Source organism: Cyclobacterium sp. (assembly GCF_014762705.1).
Classification (GTDB): Bacteria; Bacteroidota; Bacteroidia; order Cytophagales; family Cyclobacteriaceae; genus Cyclobacterium.
In genome coordinates this window covers 43,339-65,126 of sequence record NZ_JABURL010000097.1, presented here as the reverse complement: position 1 = coordinate 65,126, position 21,788 = coordinate 43,339, and the positions used below count along the sequence as shown (strand labels likewise).

General features: G+C 43.5%; 12 protein-coding genes. All 12 read left to right on the top strand.

Going from position 1 to position 21,788, the window contains the following annotated elements; translation table 11 throughout:
- Window positions 1-176: 176 nt before the first annotated feature.
- The gene (locus tag HUJ21_RS19525) at window positions 177-2,369 is read left to right on the top strand and encodes a B12-binding domain-containing radical SAM protein (protein ID WP_291372204.1); all 2,193 of its coding nucleotides are present in this window, start codon (window positions 177-179) and stop codon (window positions 2,367-2,369) included.
- Between the two features lie 112 nt (window positions 2,370-2,481).
- A complete protein-coding gene (locus tag HUJ21_RS19520; RefSeq protein ID WP_291372203.1) occupies window positions 2,482-4,197 on the top strand; it encodes a hypothetical protein in 1,716 nt (571 codons plus the stop codon).
- 1 nt (window position 4,198) lies between these two features.
- Entirely contained in the window at window positions 4,199-6,091 is a 1,893-nt protein-coding gene (locus HUJ21_RS19515; protein WP_291372202.1) for a sulfatase, read from the top strand.
- 94 nt (window positions 6,092-6,185) lie between these two features.
- The gene (locus tag HUJ21_RS19510) at window positions 6,186-7,331 is read left to right on the top strand and encodes a formylglycine-generating enzyme family protein (protein WP_291372201.1); all 1,146 of its coding nucleotides are present in this window, start codon (window positions 6,186-6,188) and stop codon (window positions 7,329-7,331) included.
- A 16-nt stretch (window positions 7,332-7,347) separates the two neighbouring features.
- Window positions 7,348-8,934 carry a sulfatase gene (locus HUJ21_RS19505; protein WP_291372200.1) on the top strand — a complete coding sequence of 529 codons (1,587 nt, stop codon included), beginning with the start codon at window positions 7,348-7,350 and terminating at the stop codon, window positions 8,932-8,934.
- On the top strand, window positions 8,931-10,379 hold the full coding sequence (locus tag HUJ21_RS19500) for a sulfatase (RefSeq protein ID WP_291372199.1): 1,449 nt from the start codon (window positions 8,931-8,933) through the stop codon (window positions 10,377-10,379). Before HUJ21_RS19505 ends, HUJ21_RS19500 begins: the two co-directional genes overlap by 4 nt.
- A gap of 35 nt (window positions 10,380-10,414) precedes the next feature.
- Window positions 10,415-12,757, top strand: a complete 2,343-nt coding sequence (locus tag HUJ21_RS19495) for a cytochrome C (protein ID WP_291372198.1) — start codon at window positions 10,415-10,417, stop codon at window positions 12,755-12,757.
- Window positions 12,754-14,169: an enolase C-terminal domain-like protein gene (locus HUJ21_RS19490; protein ID WP_291372197.1), complete on the top strand. Its 1,416-nt coding sequence runs from the start codon at window positions 12,754-12,756 to the stop codon at window positions 14,167-14,169. Before HUJ21_RS19495 ends, HUJ21_RS19490 begins: the two co-directional genes overlap by 4 nt.
- 307 nt (window positions 14,170-14,476) lie before the next feature.
- The gene (locus HUJ21_RS19485; protein ID WP_291372196.1) at window positions 14,477-14,857 is read left to right on the top strand and encodes a response regulator; all 381 of its coding nucleotides are present in this window, start codon (window positions 14,477-14,479) and stop codon (window positions 14,855-14,857) included.
- A gap of 86 nt (window positions 14,858-14,943) precedes the next feature.
- Entirely contained in the window at window positions 14,944-16,377 is a 1,434-nt protein-coding gene (locus tag HUJ21_RS19480; protein WP_291372195.1) for a BNR-4 repeat-containing protein, read from the top strand.
- A 162-nt stretch (window positions 16,378-16,539) separates the two neighbouring features.
- Window positions 16,540-18,387, top strand: a complete 1,848-nt coding sequence (locus HUJ21_RS19475; protein ID WP_291372194.1) for a 7TM diverse intracellular signaling domain-containing protein — start codon at window positions 16,540-16,542, stop codon at window positions 18,385-18,387.
- A gap of 301 nt (window positions 18,388-18,688) precedes the next feature.
- A complete protein-coding gene (locus HUJ21_RS19470; protein WP_291372193.1) occupies window positions 18,689-21,778 on the top strand; it encodes a TonB-dependent receptor in 3,090 nt (1,029 codons plus the stop codon).
- Window positions 21,779-21,788 lie beyond the last annotated feature (10 nt).

Sequence of the window (21,788 nt, the reverse complement as noted above, 5' to 3'; positions counted from 1 at the left end):
TTGAAGGCTATTTCATTAATGGGGAGAGGTTTGCCGACAGCATGGCCTGCTTAGTTACCAGAAATGCGACAAGTGTAATGACAAAACGAAACCAAATACATATTCCTGGTTAAACCAGTACAGAAAAGAAGGGTTTTCTTTACCTTTGTACCTTAATCACGAAGATACCAATTCCCTTGAAAGATTTATTGCTGATCACGCCTCCGTTTACCCAGCTTAACACACCTTACCCGGGTACGGCTTACCTAAAGGGATTTTTGAATACCAGAAACATTTCCTCTTTTCAAATGGATCTGGGGATTGAAGTCATTCTTGCCATCTTTTCAAAGCATGGCCTGAAAGGAATATTTTCCCAGGCAACGAAAGAAAAAACAATTGATTCAGAAAATGCAGGGAGAATTTTTGCCTTGAGGGAGCATTATCTCCACACCATTGATGGGGTGATTCGTTTTCTTCAGGGCAGGGCACCAACCTTTGCCAGGCAACTTTGTTCGGAAAATTTTCTACCCAGAGCATCCCGTTTTGAGCAGCTGGATGATTTGGATGAAGCTTTTGGTCATATGGGCATGCAGGATCGGGCCAAACATCTGGCCACTTTGTATCTGGAAGATCTTTCTGATTTTATCATCGAATGCATTGATCCCCATTTTGGCTTTAGCCGGTATGCAGAGCGTCTGGGAAAAAGTGCCAACAGTTTTGATGAGCTTTACCTTAATTTACAGCAGAAGCCTACTTATATAGATCAGATTTCATTGGCCATACTGGATCAGAGAATCCGCCAATTCCAGCCAAAAATGATTTGCTTTTCTGTCCCTTTTCCAGGTAATCTCTACAGTGCCCTTCGTTGTGGGGCACATATAAAAGCCCATTTCAATGAAATTAAAATAGCCATGGGCGGTGGATTTCCCAATACCGAACTGCGGTCCCTGACAGATCCCAGGGTTTTTGAATATGTAGATTTTATATCTCTGGATGATGGAGAAAAACCCATCGAATTGTTGGTAGAACATGTCTTACATCCTGCCGGATCAACAAGAAATATCGGTTGCCTGAAAAGAACCTTTGTGCTGGATCAGGGGAAGGTATTTTACAATAACCTGTCTGATGAAAAAGATTACCGGCAGTCTGAGCTGGGTACCCCCGATTATTCGGACCTCTTTTTGGATCAATACATTTCGGTCATCGAAATAGCCAATCCCATGCACAGCTTATGGACTGATGGCAGGTGGAACAAGCTCACCATGGCACATGGCTGCTATTGGGGGAAATGCACCTTTTGCGATATTTCCCTGGATTACATCAAAATCTATGAACCCATCGCAGCCAATATCCTGGTGGACCGTATGGAGCAACTCATGCACCAAACCGGAGACAATGGTTTTCATTTTGTGGATGAGGCAGCCCCACCTGCACTGATGCGAGCGGTTGCGCTTGAAATCCTGAAGCGAAAATTGACAGTTACCTGGTGGACCAATATTCGTTTTGAGAAAAGTTTCAGCAGAGATCTTTGTTTGCTACTGAAAGCATCCGGTTGTATTGCTGTTTCGGGCGGTCTGGAAGTGGCTTCCGACAGGCTTTTAAAGCTGATTGACAAAGGAGTTACGGTAGCTCAGGTGGCGCAGGTGACACGTAATTTTACAGAAGCCGGAATCATGGTTCATGCCTATCTGATGTATGGGTATCCCACACAGACCGTGCAGGAAACCATTGACAGCCTTGAAATGGTAAGGCAGCTTTTTGAATCAGGAGTACTGCAATCCGGATTTTGGCATCAATTTGCGATGACAGCCCATAGTCCGGTGGGGTTACATCCCGAAGCATTCCAGGTAATACCGGATAAGAAGGCCATAAGCTTTGCCAATAACGATATTGCATTTGAAGACGAATCGGGTATCGATCATCAAATTTTCAGTCAGGGATTAAAAACTTCGCTTTACAATTACATGCATGGGGTGGGTTATGATTTCCCCCTGCAGGATTGGTTTGATTTTGAGATTCCCTTTCCTGGTATTGAAGAGCATTACATCGCCGACTGCCTGGAGGCAGAAGATAACTTCTCCCGGAAACAGGCAGCCAAAATGGTATGGTTGGGTAATCCCCCTGAAATCACAAAAACAAACAGGAAAGGGGAACGCCAAACCTTTCTGGAACTGACCTTCCACAGTCCTTCCGCCATCATAGATTTTACCCTGGAGGAAAGTCAGGGTCGCTGGCTGGTAGCTATCCTGGAAAAACTGGCCCGGGAAAGTAAATTGCTGACCTTTGCTCAGTTTAAGGAGAGTTTTGAAGAGACGGGAGGCATCTTTGAGCGATTCTGGACGGCAGAATTTCATGCCGAAATGAGGGAATGTGGCCTGCTGATGGTTTAGTGAATTTTAATTTGGGTAGCCAGGAATTAGATTTTTTACCGACGGTGTTTTACAGGAAGCAAAAATTGGTATATTCAACATTTAATTTAAACCCAAAACCAAACCAAAATTAATGGATAGGAGATCTTTTATCCGTAAAAATGGCCAATTCACACTTTTGGCCCCATTGATACCGTTCTCATTGGATGGCTTTTCCGGGTTTTCCAGGGAAGCGCAAAAACCAGAATGGCTGAAAGAAACGATCGCCAATAATGACAAGGCAGTAAAAAGGATAGCCGAGAGGTATGTAAACCAGCCTTCTTCCCCTTATTACGGAGCTGTACTTGATGCTCAGGAAATGCCCTCCCCCCATGCGGCCACAAGCTTCCTTAAAACTGGTATTTGTTCCCTGATAAGTCCTGAATCTCCATTTTATAATGATAGGGATCTGGTGGAGAAGTTGGGTCGTACAGCGAACTTTCTATTGAATTTGCAGCATGCAGACGGAACCATAGATTTACTTTCCACCAATTTTCATTCCACTCCCGATACCGGGTTTATTGTGAAATGGCTGTCGCCCGTTTGGCGGCTGCTGGATAAAAGTACCGTTTCTGAAAAAAATGAAATCCTGGAACCGCTGTATCAGTTTTTGATACAGGCCGGTGAGGCGTTGAAGGTAGGAGGGATTCACACCCCCAACCACCGCTGGGTGGTATGTGCAGCCCTTGCGGAGTTGTATAAAATCAAGAAGGATCCGGGATATTTGCAACGGGCCGAAAGATGGCTCATGGAAGGAATAGATATGGATTCTGACGGACAATATGAGGAGAAAAGCAGTTACATCTATTCCTCGCTCAGCAATAGGGTATTGATCAGCATTGCCAGGGGTTTTGATAAACCGGAACTTCTGGACCATGTGCGGAAGAATCTGGAAATGAATTTTTATTACCTGCACCCAAATGGGGAAATTGTAACGGAGGCCTCAGGCAGGCAGGACAACTCTATTATTGGTACTTTGGAAAATTATTATTATCCCTACAGGTACCTGGCGCTGAAAGACAATAATGGTCAGTTTGCTGCTGCATGCAGATTAATAGAGGATACGGCATTTGAGAAAACCACTGGTTTCCTGTATTATTTTCTGGAAGACCCGGAACTCTGGAAGGATTTGCCGGCTACAGATCCATTGCCGGTTGATTATGCCAGGACCTTTGAAAATTCCAAGCTTACCAGGATCAGGAGAGGGGCCTATGATGCCTCTATTCTGGCAGGAAGCACTGTTTTTTTTACTTTTCACAAAAAGCAGGTGGCCTTGCAGGGAATCAGGTTTGCCAGTGCTTTTTTTGGAAAGGGTCAATTTTCTGCTGATTCATTTACTGAAGAAAATGGCAAATATGTATTGACAAGTTATTTGGAAGGACCCTATTACCAACCTTTTCCAAAAGATAAAATACCCGGAGATGGAGTCTGGTCCAAAATGCCCCGATCTGAAAGACCGCAATCAGAAGTTCAGCAATTGAGCAGTAAAGTCACCATCAGTGAAGTCGATGGGGGATTTTTGCTTGATATAGCTATTCAGGGAACCGACCATGTACCAGTGGCCGTGGAATTGATTTTCAGACCCGGGGGTACCTTTGTGGGTACAGTCCCACATGAACAGTTGGAAGATGTGGTCTATTTAAAGGAAGGTAAAGGAAAATATTCTTCAGGTGAATCGACAATTCACTTTGGTCCCGGAATTCACGAACACCGTTGGGTGCAGATAAGGGGGGCTTTGCCGAAAATGGATGCCCCTACCGCCTTCCTCACCGGGTTTACTCCATTTCATCATCAAATTCGAATTTCTTAGTATGCTGTTATTAAATAAAACCTGCCAGGTTGTTGCTATTTTTTGTACCCTCATTGCGGATATTTCCAGTGGTTTAGTGGCTGGTGAAGTTGATGAAATCGCTTCAATAAAAAGGGAGGGACCCAATATCGTGTTTTTGATTTCTGAGGACAACTCGAAGCATTTTATGAAGGTTTTTGCATCCGGAGGAGTGAACAGTCCTCATATTCAGGAGATGGCAGCCAATGGCCTGGCCTATCAGCATGCCTTTTCCAATTCCCCTGTTTGTTCCGTGGCCAGGAGTACCTTGATTACAGGGACGCTGACTACCCGAACAGGCATGCACCTGCACCGTAAAATTAAAGTCGCACCCATGCCGGAAGAACTGGAAATGTTTCCAGCCTATCTTCGCAAGGCAGGCTATTATACCACCAACAATGCCAAGAAAGATTACAATGCTGAAGAAGGTGCTGGGGTATGGGATGCTTCTTCCAATACAGCCTCCTGGAAAGACCGGCCTGTACCCGAACAGCCATTTTTCCATCAAGAGACTTTTACGGAATCCCATGAAAGCCGCCTTCATTTTCCGGAAGAACTAATGAGGACTTACCAGCCAAAGGATCCTCCCGGTCAGGTGAAGTTGATGCCACAATTTCCTGATACCCCATTATTTCGGTTTACTACGGCTTATCACAGAGATAAAATCCGGGAAATAGATGATTGGGTGGGCCGGAAAATCAAAGAACTGGAGCAGGAAGGTTTGCTGGAAGATACCTTTGTTTTTTATTTTGGTGATCATGGAGGTGTGTTGCCGGGCAGTAAGGGGTATTTGTTTGAAACAGGCTTGAACGTGCCCTTAGTGGTCAGGGTTCCGGAAAACTGGAAGCACCTGGTGCCCTACAATAAAGGACAGCGGCCTGAAGCCTTTGTGAGTTTTATTGATTTTGCTCCTACTGTCCTCCACCTGGCAGGATTAGAAATTCCTGAGGCCATGGATGGTCAACCCTTTTTAGGAAATGGATTAAGGCGAAATCGATTGGAATCCAGGGATGAGGCCTATGGACATGCCGATCGCTTTGATGAGAAATACGAAATGGTTCGAACGGTTCGCAAAGGTAAATGGAAATATATCCGCAGTTACCAGCCTTTTTACCCGGATGGGTTGCAAAATAACTACCGCTATAAAATGCTGGCATTTGCTGAATGGAAGCAATTGTTTGAGACAGGAGAATTAGATGCTGTTCAAAGTGCTTTTTTTGAACCAAAGCCTGCGGAGCGATTATATGATCTGGAAAATGATCCTTTTGAAACCAACAATCTGGCTGCTGATCCGCAAAGGAAAAAGGTACTTGTAGAATTGAGGGAAAAGTTAAACAACTGGTTGTTGGATCACAATGATTTGGGATTTTTGCCTGAAAACGTCTTGGTAAATGAAGCCCTTCACAATCCAGTTTCTTACGGCAAAGGTTTCCATCAGGACTTGAATAGGATAATTGAGATCAATGATTGGGCTTTGCAAGCCTGGAATCAGGTAAGGGGGGATTTGCTTAAAACCCTTCGAGAGGGTTCCGCATTGGAAAAATACTGGGCCTACCAGGTAGCTGCAACTCATGGAAAAAATGCCAAACCAGACTATGCCGCATTTCCGGATTGGAGAGAAGAAGAAAATGCCATGGTCCAACTAAGGGCTATTGAATTGATGGGGATTCTGGAAGAGGAGAATCCCATTCCTTCACTAATAGACTGGATGCAAAAAGAGGAGGATCCGGTAGCCATTTTGATTGGGATGAATTCACTGGTATATTTCAATGATCATAGCAAATATAGAGGTTTAGCCGTAGCAGATAAATTAAAATTGAAAAACACCAATGCAGAGGTTAAGCGCAGGTTGGATTACCTGAATGGAACCTGGTGATACATTTATTTCATGGCGCATTGATCAAAAATTGAACTGATCTGTAGGCCATTTTGTCTAACTTGATTAAATTGAAAGTAAAATATAATTACTAATGAAGAAGCACCAAAGAATAAGCCTTTTGTCTATTGCGGCTTTCGCAGCAACTTTTCTGTTTTCCTGTTCCAATTCCTCCGATAAAGAAAAGACAGGGGATGAGGAGGTTGTAGCAGAAATGGCCTCCTGCCATGACAATGTACCTGACAGGTTTTCAACCGATAAAAGTGCTGCAACAAATGATATTCCCGAAAGGGAAGCACCGGTTACCCACGATGGAATGATCTGGATCGAGGGGGGAGAATTTACCAGAGGAGCTACAGACGAGAGAGGTAGAAAGGATGAGTTGCCTGCCCATAAGGTAAAGGTAGATGGTTTTTGGATGGACGAAACGGAAGTTACCAATGCGCAATTTGCCGCATTTGTGGATGCAACGGGATACGTCACCATAGCAGAGAAAAAGCCTGACTGGGAAGAAATTAAAAAGCAATTGCCTCCGGGTACGCCCAAACCACCTGATGAAGTTTTAGTGGCTGCATCTTTAACTTTTAATTCTCCAGACAGACCTGTTTCTATAAATAATGCTTCTCAATGGTGGGAGTGGACTCCTGGAGCCAGCTGGAAACAGCCGCAGGGGCCGGGCAGTAGCATTGAAGGAAAGGAGGATTATCCCGTGGTTCATATTGCCTGGGATGATGCCGTTGCCTACGCAAAATGGGCTGGAAAACGTTTGCCAACTGAAGCAGAATGGGAATTTGCTGCGCGTGGTGGCCTGGATGAAAAATCCTTTCCCTGGGGGAATGATCCGGTTGAAAAAAGCGGTTTTATGGCCAATATCTGGCAGGGAGAGTTTCCCGTTACCGATAGAGGAGAGGATGGTTTCCAGGGCCTGGCACCTGTGAAGTCTTTCGACCCCAACCCATATGGACTGTATGATATGGCAGGAAATGTTTGGGAGTGGACCAACGATTGGTACCGGGAAGATTATTATTCGAGATTGCAGGAAGAAGTATCTGTAAATCCACAGGGACCAAAAGATAGTTATGATCCCCAGGAACCTACTGTTCCCAAGAAAATCGTTAAAGGGGGCTCTTTTCTTTGCAATGTATCCTATTGTGAAGGGTACAGGGTAAGTGCAAAAATGAAGTCTTCTCCCGATACAGGCCTGGAGCACACTGGATTCCGTTGTGTTTCCTCCAATTAACCGAAATCCAACCAGGATGTTAAGTAAAAAAAACCTGAACAAGTTTCTATTATTTCTTTTTATCCTCCCCCTGGCCTGCCAGACCCGGGAGGAAGAACCCAAAAGACCCAATATACTTTTTGCCATTGCAGATGATTTGTCCTATCCGCATATGGGTGCATACGGTACAGATTGGATCAATACTCCTGGGTTTGACAGGGTTGCCAATGAAGGTTTGTTGTTTACCAGGGCCTATACGCCCAATGCCAAATGCTCTCCTTCCAGATCGATTATCCTAACAGGAAGGAATTCCTGGCAATTGGAAGAAGCAGCCAACCATGTGCCTTTTTTCCCCTCCAAATTTTTATCTCATGTAGAGGTATTGGGAGAGAACGGCTATTTTACCGGATTTACCGGTAAAGGATGGGCACCCGGGAATGCCGGAGAAAGAAATGGTGAGCCCAGAAGGCTTACCGGACCCAGGTTTAGTGATCTGGTATTGGATCCACCTACTGAGCAAATAAGCCGGGTGGATTATGCGGGCAATTTTAAAAAGTTTCTCGATGAGAAACCGGAGGAGGAACCCTTTTACTTTTGGTATGGATCTACTGAGCCCCACAGGGCTTATGAATTTGGTTCAGGTGTGGCTCTGGGAGGTAAGTCATTGGACATGATTGATCAGGTTCCCTCATTTTGGCCTGATAATGATTCGGTGAGGAATGATTTATTGGATTACGCCTTTGAAACGGAATATTTTGACAGGCACCTGATGGACATGTTGGAAGAATTGGAAAGAAGAGGTGAATTGGACAATACCCTGGTCATTGTAACGGCAGATAATGGCATGCCCTTTCCACGGGTAAAGGGTCAGGCCTATGAACTTTCCAACCATTTGCCCCTGGCCATTATGTGGGGCAAGGGCATTCAGAATCCCGGCAGGGTAATCGATGATTTTGTCAATTTTACGGATTTTTCACCAACATTCCTGGAATTGGCCGAAATTCACCCGGACAGTTCGGGCATGGCAATCATGAGTGGCAAAAGCCTGGTTCCAATATTTAATACCGATGCATCCGGTAAAACGGACCCTTCCAGAAGCAGGATATTGATAGGTAAGGAGCGTCATGATATCGGTAGGCCAGATGATCAGGGCTATCCCATCAGGGGGATAGTGACGGAGGAATACACCTATATTCAAAACTTTGAAACCAACCGCTGGCCGGCAGGAAATCCGGAAACGGGCTATCTCAATACGGACGGTAGTCCCACAAAGACCGTAATCCTTAACCAAAGAAGGGTGGAAGGCGACATGCATTTCTGGAACCTGTCTTTTGGAAAAAGAGCAGCTGAAGAATTGTACGACCGGCAGAAGGACCCCTTATGCCTGAATAACCTGGCCCTGCACCCTGAATACCAAAATATAAAAGACAACCTGGCTGATCAGATGGTGAATCAATTAAAGGAGCAGGATGACCCACGTATGTTTGGCAATGGCGACATATTTGATAATTATGAATATGCCCAGGAAAACCAAAGGGATTTTTACTCCAGATTTATGGAGGGCGAATCCTTCAATACCGGCTGGGTTAACGATTCGGACTACGAAAAAGATTTTAAGGAATGAAGCAGTTATATCTATTGGTATTTATTTTCCTGCTTGACCATGGCTTTTCTGCTGCATGGGCACAAGACCCAAGACCCAATATCATCATGATCATTGCAGATGATATCGGGTATGAAGACCTGGGGGCAACAGGAAACACTCAGGTCAAATCTCCCAATATTGACAGGATGGCAGAAGAAGGGTTGATGTTTTCTAATTTTTACCTGACCACCAGCTCCTGCAGTCCCAGCCGCTGCAGCATCATCTCAGGCAGGTACCCGCACAATACCGGTGCAGCTGAATTGCATACACCTTTACCGGAATCCATCCTTACTTTTCCTGAATTATTGCAAGAGGCCGGATACTTTACAGGCCAATCTGGAAAATGGCACATGGGCCCTGCACCAAGGAGAGGTTTTGATATCATTTATGATAAAGGGCCGCAAATAGGGGATGGTGGAGAAGCACAATGGGTTCCTTTGCTGCAGGAAAGACCTAAAGATAAGCCCTTCTTTCTTTGGTTGGCTTCACTGGACGCCCACCGGCCCTGGGGAACCAATGACTTTTCCGGCTCTCATGACAAAAGCAGTGTTGATGTACCCAAACATTTGGTTAATGCCGAAGCTACCAGAGCGGATTTGGCACAATATTACGATGAAATTGCCCGCTTTGACGATTATATTGGAAAGGTGGAAAAGGAACTGGATAAACAAGGGGTATTGGAAAATACCATTATAGTAGTATTATCAGACAATGGCAGGCCTTTTCCCCGAAGCAAGACCAGGCTAATAGATTCCGGGATCAAATCTCCCTTGATTGTAAGGTGGCCCAAAGGTATATCGAAAGGAGGACAGGTTTCGGAAAGTTTGGTCAGTAGCATCGATCTGGCACCCACCTTTCTGGATTTGGCAGGAGTAGCAATAGGAGATAATTTTCAGGGAAAAAGTTTCTTACCCCTTTTGCATAATCCCGGCTTACCTTTCAGAAACTATGTATTTGCCGAACATAACTGGCATGACCATGAAGCCCATGAAAGGATGGTCAGAAGCAAGGATTTCCTGTTTATACGAAACAACCGGCCTCAATCCAGTAATCCCGGTCCTGCAGATTCCAATGCCAGCGATGCTTTTGCAGACTTGAAGCGGCAAAGGGATGAAGGTAACCTCAATCCGGTTCAGGCAGATGTTTTTGCTTCTCCCAGACCGCATGAAGAACTTTACTTCCTCAGGGAAGATCCGGGACTATGGCTAAACAGGGCAGCCACAGCAGAGGCTGAATTTGCATTGGATCATTTAAGAAGGGTGCTGAATCAATGGGTTGAGGAAACAGATGATTCCCTGCCACAAAACCTTAGCCCGGACTGGTATGACAAAGAAACAGGAAAAGCACTCGATATTGAAAGAATTAGAGGAACCATGCCAGGCGGTGACAATGCCTTGAAAACAACTGAAAAGGGGCCTTTCTGATTCCAAAAAGTTTATTAGTGTTGATTTTCAAATAAATGATGTTTAGAAGCTGTCATCTTTTTATCGTAGCCTTACTTGGCCTGGCCCTGTCCGCTTGTCAGCCCACAAGCAGTGAAACTCCCGAGCGGCCCAGGGATCCCTGGGCCTTCCGTTCAGTTTTGGATAGAAAACCCCGAATGCTTAGCCTTGCACTGGATTCAGCCTGTTACGCTGCCTATGATTTGTCCACAGGTCAGCTTTATAAGGTTTGGAAAGGGGGGATTTTGATGGAAGGAACCGTATTTACAAACAAAAAAAACATACAGCCCAGCAGTTGGGGAACCGCCTATTATGAAGAAAACGAATTGCCTGGAAAATGGGTTATTTCGAAAAATGGACAGGAAATTCCATTTGACCTGCAATACAAGGGTTATTTGCTTCTGGACAATAAAATCACCCTCAATCTTGAATTTTTGCTCAACGATGGAACTCTTATTTCCCTGCAGGAAAGCCCCGAATTTAAGCGGGATGCTAGTGGCAAACCCGGTTTTGAAAGATCTTTCAGTTTGAATGGTCAGCCCCCTGCCGTCTCCATTGAGTTGGTTAGTGAAAACGGCCTGGAGCGACATGCTATCCAGGATGGAAGCAATATTACAGATTATTTCAAAGAATTACCAGTTCAGGAACCGCCGGCAGTTGGGGATAGTTATGATCATTTGGGCATTTTATGGATGGAGAATAGCGACTGCTATACCTGCCATGAGGAATACAATGCCATGGTCGGGCCTTCATTTGAGCAAATTGCTTCCCAATATTCCAAAGGCAAGGAGACCTACGCTTTGCTTGCCAAAAAAATACAAGAAGGTGGAGCAGGTGTCTGGGGGGATACCCCGATGAATCCACATCCCGACCTGGCCGAAAAGGAGATAAAAACCATTTTGGATTATATTTTTACTTTCAAACCAAAGGAACCCGTTGATAAACAGCAGCTTCAGGTAGGACAAGTCGTTTCTTCAAAAGCAGAGGAAGAGAAGCTTAACCCGGGTCATGGTGCGCCGTTGGAGGGGGTACATCCAAGCTATGAGTTAACTACACTGCATGACGAAAACTTTCAACCCAGAGTTGGGGGTTTGGCTTTTTTACCGGATGGCGGCTTATTGGTCAGCACCTGGGATTCGATAGGAGGACTTTACCTGCTTGATGGGGTTTTGGAGGATGATCCTGCAGCGGTATCCGTCAAACGCATAGCCGAGGGTCTGGCGGAGCCACTTGGTTTAGAAGTAGTTGATGGAGAGATATTTGTCTTGCAAAAGCATGAATTGACCCAATTGATTGATCATAACGGCGATGCCATCATTGATGAATACCGGGTGATTTGTGATTCCTGGGGGGTGACAGATGACTTCCATGAATTTGCCTTCGGATTGGTGCATAAGGATAATCATTTTTACATCACCTTGTCCATGGCCATGCGCCTGATGGCCAACGAAAGGCAGTTACCCGACAGGGGCAGGACATTGAAAATTAGCAGGGATGGTAGCTACGAACAGGTGGATTATGGCCTAAGAACGCCAAATGGGATAGGTCTGGGAATGGATGCGGAGCTTTTTGTAACGGACAACCAGGGTCAGTGGCTGCCCGCCAACAAACTGTTGCATGTGCAAAAAGGAGCCTATAACGGCATGGCCTGGGGACTTTCGGCAGCAGAGGAAAAAGACCCGCCTGCCATGGCACCTCCTGCGATTTGGCTGCCCGACAAGGAAATCGGTAATTCCCCTTCGGAGCCTGTATTGATGAAAGATGGCCCTTATAAAGGCCAGATGCTGCATGGGGATGTTACACACGGAGGAATCAAGCGGGATTTTCTGGAGAAAATAAACGGACAATACCAGGGTGCCGTATTCCGGTTTTCCCAGGGATTCACTGCAGGGGTGAATCGATTGGTATGGGGGCCAGACGGTGCATTATATGTAGGAGAAGTAGGTATGGTAGGAGGCTGGAGTTGGAAAGAAAACCAGTTCGGGCTGGAAAAAATCAAATATAATGGTAAAAATACTTTTGAAATGTTGGCAATAAGGGCAAAGCCCGATGGTTTTGAGATTGAATTCACAAGTCCCGTAGCCCTGAGCAACTTCAATAGAGAGATGATACATTTGGAACAGTGGAGGTATAAACCTACAGCCTCCTATGGCGGGCCAAAGCTTGATCAGGTAGAACTGATCCCCGAGAAAATGGAATGGTCTTCCGATAGAAAGAAACTTTATCTGAGTATTCCAGGTCTAAAGCCGCAACATGTCATTTATTTCAAGCTTGCAGAAGCATTGAAAAGCAGTGAAGGTGAGTCATTATGGTCCTCAGAATCCTGGTATACGCTTAACCAAATCCCCAAAAACCCATGAAATTGAACAACAATCAAGTATGGAGCAGACGTACATTTTTAAGCCGGTCCGGTTTAGCCCTGGCCGCCGGAAGTTTGGGCATTTCTCCTTCCATAAGTCTGGGAACACCTGATAAAAATTTTAAAATGATGAAAACGATTAAAGTTACCCATACTGATTCTAACTTTGAAAGGGAACCCTTATACCCTTACCGGTTTAAAGGTAGCGCCATCACAGAGGCATGGCAGACCCTGGCACTGATGCGGTCTGAGAGCGGGATGGAGAAAATTGGTATAGGTACGCAAGGGACTTTGTGGTCTGATAAGGCTGTATTTCAGTCGCATTCCACCACTGGAGGGAATGCCCTGATGTACGCCATGACAGAAAGAGCCTTGCAGATTATTAAAGGAAATAGTTTTGTGGACCCTGTGACCTTATTGGAAGATATATTTCCCGAGGTATATGCATATGGGAAAAAAATAACAAATAATCCCGACCTGAAAAAAACCTTTGCATTAAATGCATTGGTACCTGTGGACAATGCTGCCTGGCTCCTTTTTGGCGCTGAAAATGGAATGAAAACCTTTGATGAAATGATTCCTGATGCCTATAAGCCAGGATTATCCCACAAACATGACAAGGTGGCCAGCATTCCTTCTTTTAGTGTGGGTGCATCTATCGAAGACATACAGGCAGCAGCAGATAAGGGACATTTCATCATGAAACTGAAGACAGGGGCAGCGGGAACCCAAAAGGAAATGCTTGCCAAGGACATTGAATTTTTGACGGCTGTACATAAAACCCTGGGCCATCTTGAGACACCCTATACCAAAAACGGAAAAATTCCCTATTATTTTGATGTGAACGAGCGCTACGAAAAGAAAGAAACCCTGGAAAGGTTTCTGGACCATGCTAAAAAAATTGGTGCCTTCGAACAAATAGCGGTAATCGAGGAACCTTTTGGAGAGGATAATCCTACCTATGTGGGGGACCTCGGAGTACGCATTGCTGCCGATGAAAGTGCTCATACGGTGGAAGATGCCCTGCAAAGAATTGAACAGGGGTATTCGGCCATTGCGGTTAAGGCCATTGCCAAAACAATGAGCATGACGATGAAAATTGTGCAGGCAGCCTATGAGAAGCAGGTTCCTTGTTTCTGTGCCGACCTTACTGTTAATCCCATTTTGGTAGATTGGAACAAAAACGTGGCTGCCAGGCTGGCTCCTTTTCCAGACATGAACCTGGGTCTTCAGGAAACAAATGGGCACCAATACTATAAAAACTGGGATCAAATGCTTGGCTACCATCCGATGGCAAATGCACCCTGGGTACAAACCAAAGATGGTGTGTACCCTACAGGTCCCGAATTTTACCAAAAAAGTGGTGGGATTTTGGCGAATATTCCGCATTATCAAAAAATGTTTGAGATTTGATTATCGTTCTTTACCCACTTTTAAGGTTATGAAAGTATTTAGCAAAGCCATTAACTTCCGGTTAATGGCTTTTTTTATTAACATATAAATATTTTATATCATATAAAATGGATTTGGAGAAATTTCCGGAAAATATTAGCGCAATTAATTTTTAAATCCTTTTACTTGTTTTACATTTGAAAAAATGTATTTTAAATATATAAATATGTATGTCAAATAATTGTTTTGTTTCAATTGCCCTTTCAGCATGTTAAATTGTATTTATTGCTCTTTTTAAGTTAAAGATATTAAAGCTAAATGGTTAAAAGTGAAAATATTATTGGTAGATGATGATCCCATTGTTATCTTGTTGCAGAAGAAACTGATGGAAAAGGCCGGGATAACCCATGAGGTGACCTCTTTCAACAATGGAGAGGATCTTGTAGGTTTTCTTGCGGACAATGCATTACCTGATGAGGATTATCTCATGTTTCTAGACATCAATATGCCTGGTTTATCAGGATGGGATGTTTTGGACACTTTGGATGCCATGAACCTTTCTCAAAACATTGAGGTGATCATCATTACTTCTTCCATTGAAGCTGCAGACAAACGCAAAGCTAATAAATATAAACGAGTGGTTGATTTTTGGGTAAAACCATTCAGTATTCAGGATTTCAGTCAATTTAAAGAAAAATTCAAATTATAAGTCTGGTTGCCAATTTCTGGTTCAAATGAACTGATATTATTATCCAACAATTTATTTATTTTTGTGCTTCACTGAAAAAATAACTCATGAAGCGACATACCCAATTTATCCTTTCCAACTTATTTTTTATTTTGTTTTCTTTTGGGCAACCATTGGTTGCTCAGGAGAAATTCCCCACTGTTGATGGGTACAAAGGTATTTGGTTTACTCTGGGTCAATTTTCCACCTATGGAGACAAATACTCAGGTGGCCTGGGTACTTACACTGCAAAGCATATTCCCCTTGCCATCCATGCGCCGGAGGTCAACCGGACTTTTTTTGTATACGGGGGCACCAGGTCTGAAAGTGAGAAACACCTTTTGTGTATGGTAGGCATGTTTGATCATGAAACAGGAATGGTGAGCAAACCTGTGATCGTTCATGATAAAATGGGGGTGGATGATCCCCATGACAACCCCAGCCTGTCACTAGATAGTGAGGGTCATATATGGGTTTTTGTAAGTGGTAGAGGGAGAAGAAGGATGGGCTTTAAATACAAAAGCAGGGAACCCTACAAAATTGATGCTTTTGACCTGATTTCGGAGGAAGAAATGACCTATCCTCAGCCCAAATATATTCCGGAAATGGGGTTTCTCAATTTATTCACCAAATATACGGGCATTAGGGAGCTGTATTTTGAAACAAGTGCCGATGGAATGAATTGGTCTCCTGATCAAAAGTTGGTAGCCATAAAAAGAAATGGTGACGACAATAGCGGGCATTACCAGATTAGTGGTCAAAGCGGTAATAAAATTGGTTTCTTCTGCAATTGGCATCCCAATGGAAATGTAGACCTCAGAACCAATTTATACTATTTTCAAACCACTGATTTTGGAGAAACATGGACTGATGTGCAAGGAAACAAAGTAGCAATTCCGGTAGTGAATTTGACTTCCTCCGGGCTGGTAATGGAGTATTTCAGCCAAAAAAGGAATGTGTATTTAAAGGATGTGAATTTTGATTCCGAAGGTAATCCTATTGCTTTGTATGTGGAAGGAATAGGGCATCAACCCGGTCCTGAAAATGGGAGCAGGAAGTGGCATGTGGTTCATTGGAACGGTAATTCATGGGAAGACCATGTCATTACCGAATCGGATCAAAACTATGACATGGGAAGTCTTTGGGTGGCAGGGGATGACTGGATGGTAATTGGTCCAACGACTGACAGCCCACAGGAATGGGGAGCTGGTGGAGAGGTAGAAATGTGGAACAGCAATGATGGTGGAGGCAAGTGGGTTAAATCAAAAACTTTAACCAGGGGGAGCCAAAGAAACCATAACTACATCAGAAAAGTAGTTGATGGTCAGGATCCTTTTTATTATTTCTGGGCGGATGGAAATCCAAATGAATTCAGTAAAAGCCAACTTTATTTTGGCAACAGTGCAGGCCAGGTCTGGGTACTTCCTTACGAAATGGACGAGGAGCAGGTAAAACCCAGGAGATGGCGAAATGATTGGTTTAGCAGGTGGATTTTACGGTAATTAGGCTTTGGGACAATTGCTGGCATGAATTTTATTCTTTTTTAGTTGGTTTCTAAAATTGGAACCGATTTTTAGCTGGATTTGGTTAATTGAGAAAGAGGTGCTGGTATGAACAGGCAATTTATTTTGTGGAGGGTTTTCTTTGTGAAAATTTGTCTCCTCATGTTTTTTTTCCTATTTCCTGAATCCGGGATTAGTCAGCGCATTTCAGGGGAGGCAACATTAGCCATAGATGACAACTGGAATGAGAGAATATATGCCATAGATCAGCTTGAATTTTTTGAAGATACAACCGGCACCCTGGTATTTGAAGACATCATCAAAGAGGAGTTCCAGCAATATTTTAAAATCGATGCAAATTTCAGTAAAAATGATTTCAATACCAGTCATACTTATTGGGTTAAACTCTCTATAGCCAATTTTCCAGATAGCGAAAAAAAGTGGTTGCTGGAGTTTTATGATCAAAGTATAGATAAGATAGAAGCCTATTTTCCGGATGAAAACGGGATGTATCAACGGCGATTGATGGGGGACGACCTCCCCTTTAACAACCGACTTTTCTACCATAAAAATTTTCAACTTGAAATCCCTAACCAGTTAGATAGAATTGAAAATTTTTACTTTAAGATCAATTCCACGCAGAAGGCCGATGTCCGCATCGCGGTTCGTTCACTTCACCGGTTTATTCATTATGCCCTTAGTGAATATTTTCTATATGGATTGTTTTATGGCATGATTCTCATCATTGCCTTTTACAATTTCCTTATTTTTCTGGCCGTAAGGGAAATGAAATATATCTATTATATTTTATACTTGCTGAGCGTGGGATTTTACGCCATGAGTTTGGATGGGATAGGTTTCCAATATTTTTGGCCCCAGGTGCCGGAATTGAACTTTATTGTGAATGGTGTATTTAGTTTTTTTATTGTTTTTTGGGCAGTCCTGTTTACCATCCGCTTTTTAAACACCCGTAGAAGGGCTAAAACCTTTCATTATTTGCTTTGGTTTTCATTGTTTTTCAAATCCATGATTTTCATGACAGGCCTGTTGATTGATAAATCCTATTTTGAAATTTCCTTTTTTGATCTGATTCCTTTCCTACTGATATTTTCTACCGGCATTTTTTTGTTGTCAAGGAATTTTCAGGCAGCGCGATTTTTTGTGATGGCCTACGGTGTTTTGTTTTCTGGAGTATTGGTAAAAGTCCTGGCAAGTTACGCCATTATACCACACCATATCATCGTTTACTATAGCCTTCATTTTGCTTTTTTGGTTGAGATGGTCTTGTTGTCTTTTGCTCTGGGAGACAGGATCCGAATTATGAAAGAAATACGGGATAAAGCATTAAAGCGTTCCTTGAATCAATACAAAGAAAATATAGCCTTGAAGGAGAGGGTAAACCTGGAATTGGAAACAAAGGTAAAGGACAGAACTACCGAATTGGAGGAAAAAAACCGTTTACTCGAACATTATAACCGGCAATTGCAGGATAAGGATAGGGAGATCAAAAGAATAAATGCCCTACTGGACAAAGACAATTGGAAATTAAAAAGTTCCATCAGGGATTCTTACAAGGCACGAATTTCTCAGCAATCCCTTTCCCGGGAAGAATTCGCCAATATTTTCCCAGATCAATCGGCCTGTTACCGGTATTTGGAAGACCTCAAATGGGGAAAAGGTTTTTCGTGCAGACAATGCGGCAAAACCAAATTCGGAAAAGGCCCAAAATGGTTTTCACGGAGATGCACCCATTGCGGACACATTGATTCCGCAACAGCTGGTACGATTTTTCATGGTATTAAATTCCCTCTTGAAAAGGCATTTTATATCCTTTATGCTTCCCTGGCAGTAAAGGACAAGATGACCCTTGATGAATTGTCAGAAGTACTTGATTTAGGCCGGAATACAATTTGGGCTTTTCGGAAGAAGGTAAATCAAAAAATGCAAGCAGTTGAAGAGGGTAGTTTGAGTTGGGAGGAACTGATACTTTTGCAACCCTTATCTACCTGATATTTTTAATTAGAATATTTCGAATAAAATTTTTTGACACCCATTTGGGTAGGTATATAAAAGTTTGATAAGTACATTGGATATTTATTTTTAAAAATCCTGTTTAAATCAAATTAACAATGATTCTTATGTTATTAATCTGGAAAATAACGGTTAATTTTTCCCATTTTTGAGGACAGCATTTCCAATATTTTTTAGTGGGATTCAGATGTTTTTAAGTCTTTAGATTACCTTTTCGGAGGAAATACCAATAGTCAGATTTCCGATTAAATTATTAATTACTACCTAACTTAACTGATGTATGAAAATTCCTTTTACTTACAGCAAGGGATATTTTAAACCCAAAATTCCAACAAAATTGGGATGGAGCCTGGGCTTTTTTCTGTGGATGATAAGCCTGGCTGGCTCAAGTGCCTTCGCCCAACAAATTTCTGTATCTGGAAATATTACTGATCCTACAGGAGAATCGGTTCCGGGAGTGAATATTCTCGAAAAAAACACCAGCAACGGAACCGTATCCGACATGGACGGTAATTATGAATTAACGGTCAGCTCCTCCGAGGCGACACTGGTTTTTTCTTTTATAGGTTTTGAAACCCAGGAAGTGAATGTCAATGGCCGGAGCCAAATTAATGTGGTGTTTTCTGAAGACTCGCAAAATCTCGAGGAGGTTGTGGTAGTTGGGTACGGTACCCAAAGGGAAAAGGACCTTACTTCTGCCATTACCACTGTAAAATCTGATGATATCATCAAAACGCCTAATTCTCAAGCCATGCAAGCGCTTCAGGGCCGTGTGGCCGGGGTACAAATCGTCAGCAACGGGGCCCCCGGTGCTTCTCCTACCGTCCGTGTGAGAGGTGTTGGTTCTTTCGAAGGTGGAGCAGCTCCCCTTTATGTGGTAGATGGCATGTTTTTCGATAATATTGATTTTCTCAATCCAAACGATATTGAAACCATATCCGTCTTAAAAGATGCATCCGCATCTGCCATTTACGGGGTAAGGGCTGCAAACGGTGTAGTGGTCATAGAAACCAAGTCCGGCAGCTACAATCAGGAGCCGGAAATTGTCTATGATGGTTATTATGGGATTCAAAACCCGCAAAATATTTTAAAAATGGCCAATACCCAACAGTTTGTCGGGTACATCAACGAGACAGGATCTGCCCCGGATATTGCTTTTGTTCAAAATGCCATTCAGCGGTATGGAAGAAGCCGCATTGATCCCAGTTTGCCGGATGTGAATACAGATTGGTATGCTGAAATGATGCAGCCAGCTACCATTCAAAACCACACCCTTTCTATCAATGGAGGGAGTGAAAGGACCCGATACTCCGTGGGAGGTAGTTATTTCGACCAGCAGGGCCTGATGAAAGATACCCGTAACAGCTATAAGCGGATGAACTTCAGGGTAAAATTGGATGCTGATCTTAAGGATTGGATCAGTGTAGGTGGTAACCTGAATGTCAGTACAGGAGAGCAGTACAATGGGGACAATGGGGCTTGGTTCAGATCTTATTTTGCGGTACCCATCATTCCGGTGTATGATGAGCAAAACGAAAATGCCCAGCCCTATCAACTCTCTAATGCCCAGCAAATCGGATATAGGGGCAATCAAAATCCCTTTTACAGCCTTTTATATTCTGACAACAAAAACAAGATTGCGAAAATTCTGGGTAACTTTTATGCTGAGTTGGAAATTATTCCCAATAACCTGACCTTCAAGACTTCTTATAATTACAACCTGGAAACCGTAACCAGCAGAAACGTTGGCTTTGCCTATAACGATGGGGTAACTGAGCGGCAATCGTCCATCAACAGGAGAACCTTCAACCGTTATGATCAGATTTGGGATAATTTCCTTACTTACCAAAACAATTTTGACGGGCATAACCTGACGGTCGTTTTGGGACAATCCTACAGGAGCGAAACCAATGAAGCTTTGTTTGCCAGGGGGGAAAATATCAATCCCAATCCGGACAGGGACCAGGAACAGTTCTGGTACCTGAATAATGCGACTGATTTTGACCTCAATGGTATTGGTGATGGAGGATCACGTTTGTTTTTTCAGTCTTACTTTTCCCGTGTGGCCTATAATTACGATGACCGCTATCTCTTGTATGGTACTTTCCGGCGCGATGGAAACAATAAATTCCAAAACAAATGGGGTAATTTTGCCACTATTGGTGCAGGATGGGTGCTTACAGAAGAAGCCTTCTTTAATGTAGATGCGATTAATTTCTTAAAACTTCGCGGATCATGGGGTGAATTGGGTAATGATGGTATCAGCCCATCCGTAGGCGCCCCGGTTCTGGTGGAAAATAATGCTGCCATTGATGGAGTATTGGTCATTGGTCGGCGGTTGGATCCAACCTTTGATTTGATAGAGCAGTGGGAAACAACGGTAGAAAGAAATTTTGGTCTGAATGCCCGTATGTTCAGGGAAAGACTTTCTATAGAAGCGGACTATTTTATCAGAGATACACGAAACCTTGCGGTGAGCATTATCCCTCCGGTAATCCGTGCCAGCGAAAGGAGAAGTGTGGGTGAAATCCGGAATCAGGGCCTGGAAGTGGCGGCCAATTGGGAGGATAACCTGACTACCAATTTCTCCTATTATTTTGGTGGGAATTTTGGAACGCTTAAAAACATCGTTCTGGGATTGGGCGGGGCAGAAGGCCTGGATGCAGGCTCAGCAGAGTTCAGACAAAGGTCCATTATTGGTCAACCCTACCAGGCTTTCTTCGGATATGAGACGGATGGGGTCTTTCAATCTCAGGAACAAATAAATTCCTACGGTTACACGCAGGAATTTATCAACGACAATAACCTGCAGCCTGGCGATTTGATTTTCAGGGATCAAAACGAGGACGGTATAGTCAATGACCAGGACCGGGTGGTACTGGGATCTTTTTTGCCCAGTCTGACTTATGGTTTTAATGCCGGGTTCCGTTATAGAAACCTGGATTTTTCAGCCCTCTTTCAAGGGCAATCCGGCTATAAAATCCTAAACCGGAAACGGGGAGAAATCATTTTCACCAATGATACCAATTTGGATGCCGAACTTGCCAATAACCTCTGGAGAGGCGAGGGTACATCCAATCGCTACCCCTCAGCCGCAGGCTTGCGAAAGGGCTGGAACCAAAATCTGAGCAATTATTTTGTGGAAGACGGTTCCTATTTCAGGATTCAAAATGTACGGCTTTCCTATACCCTTGCGGATAAAGAGGTTTTCGGTACTACAATGCCTGAGACCAGATTCACCCTTACTGCAGAGCGGCCCTTAACGATGTTTAATTACAACGGTTTTAATCCCGAAGTGGCAAATGGTATTGACCGGCAGGTATACCCTATCCCGGCCATCTATACCGTTGGTCTGAATATTAAACTTTAAATGAAGATGA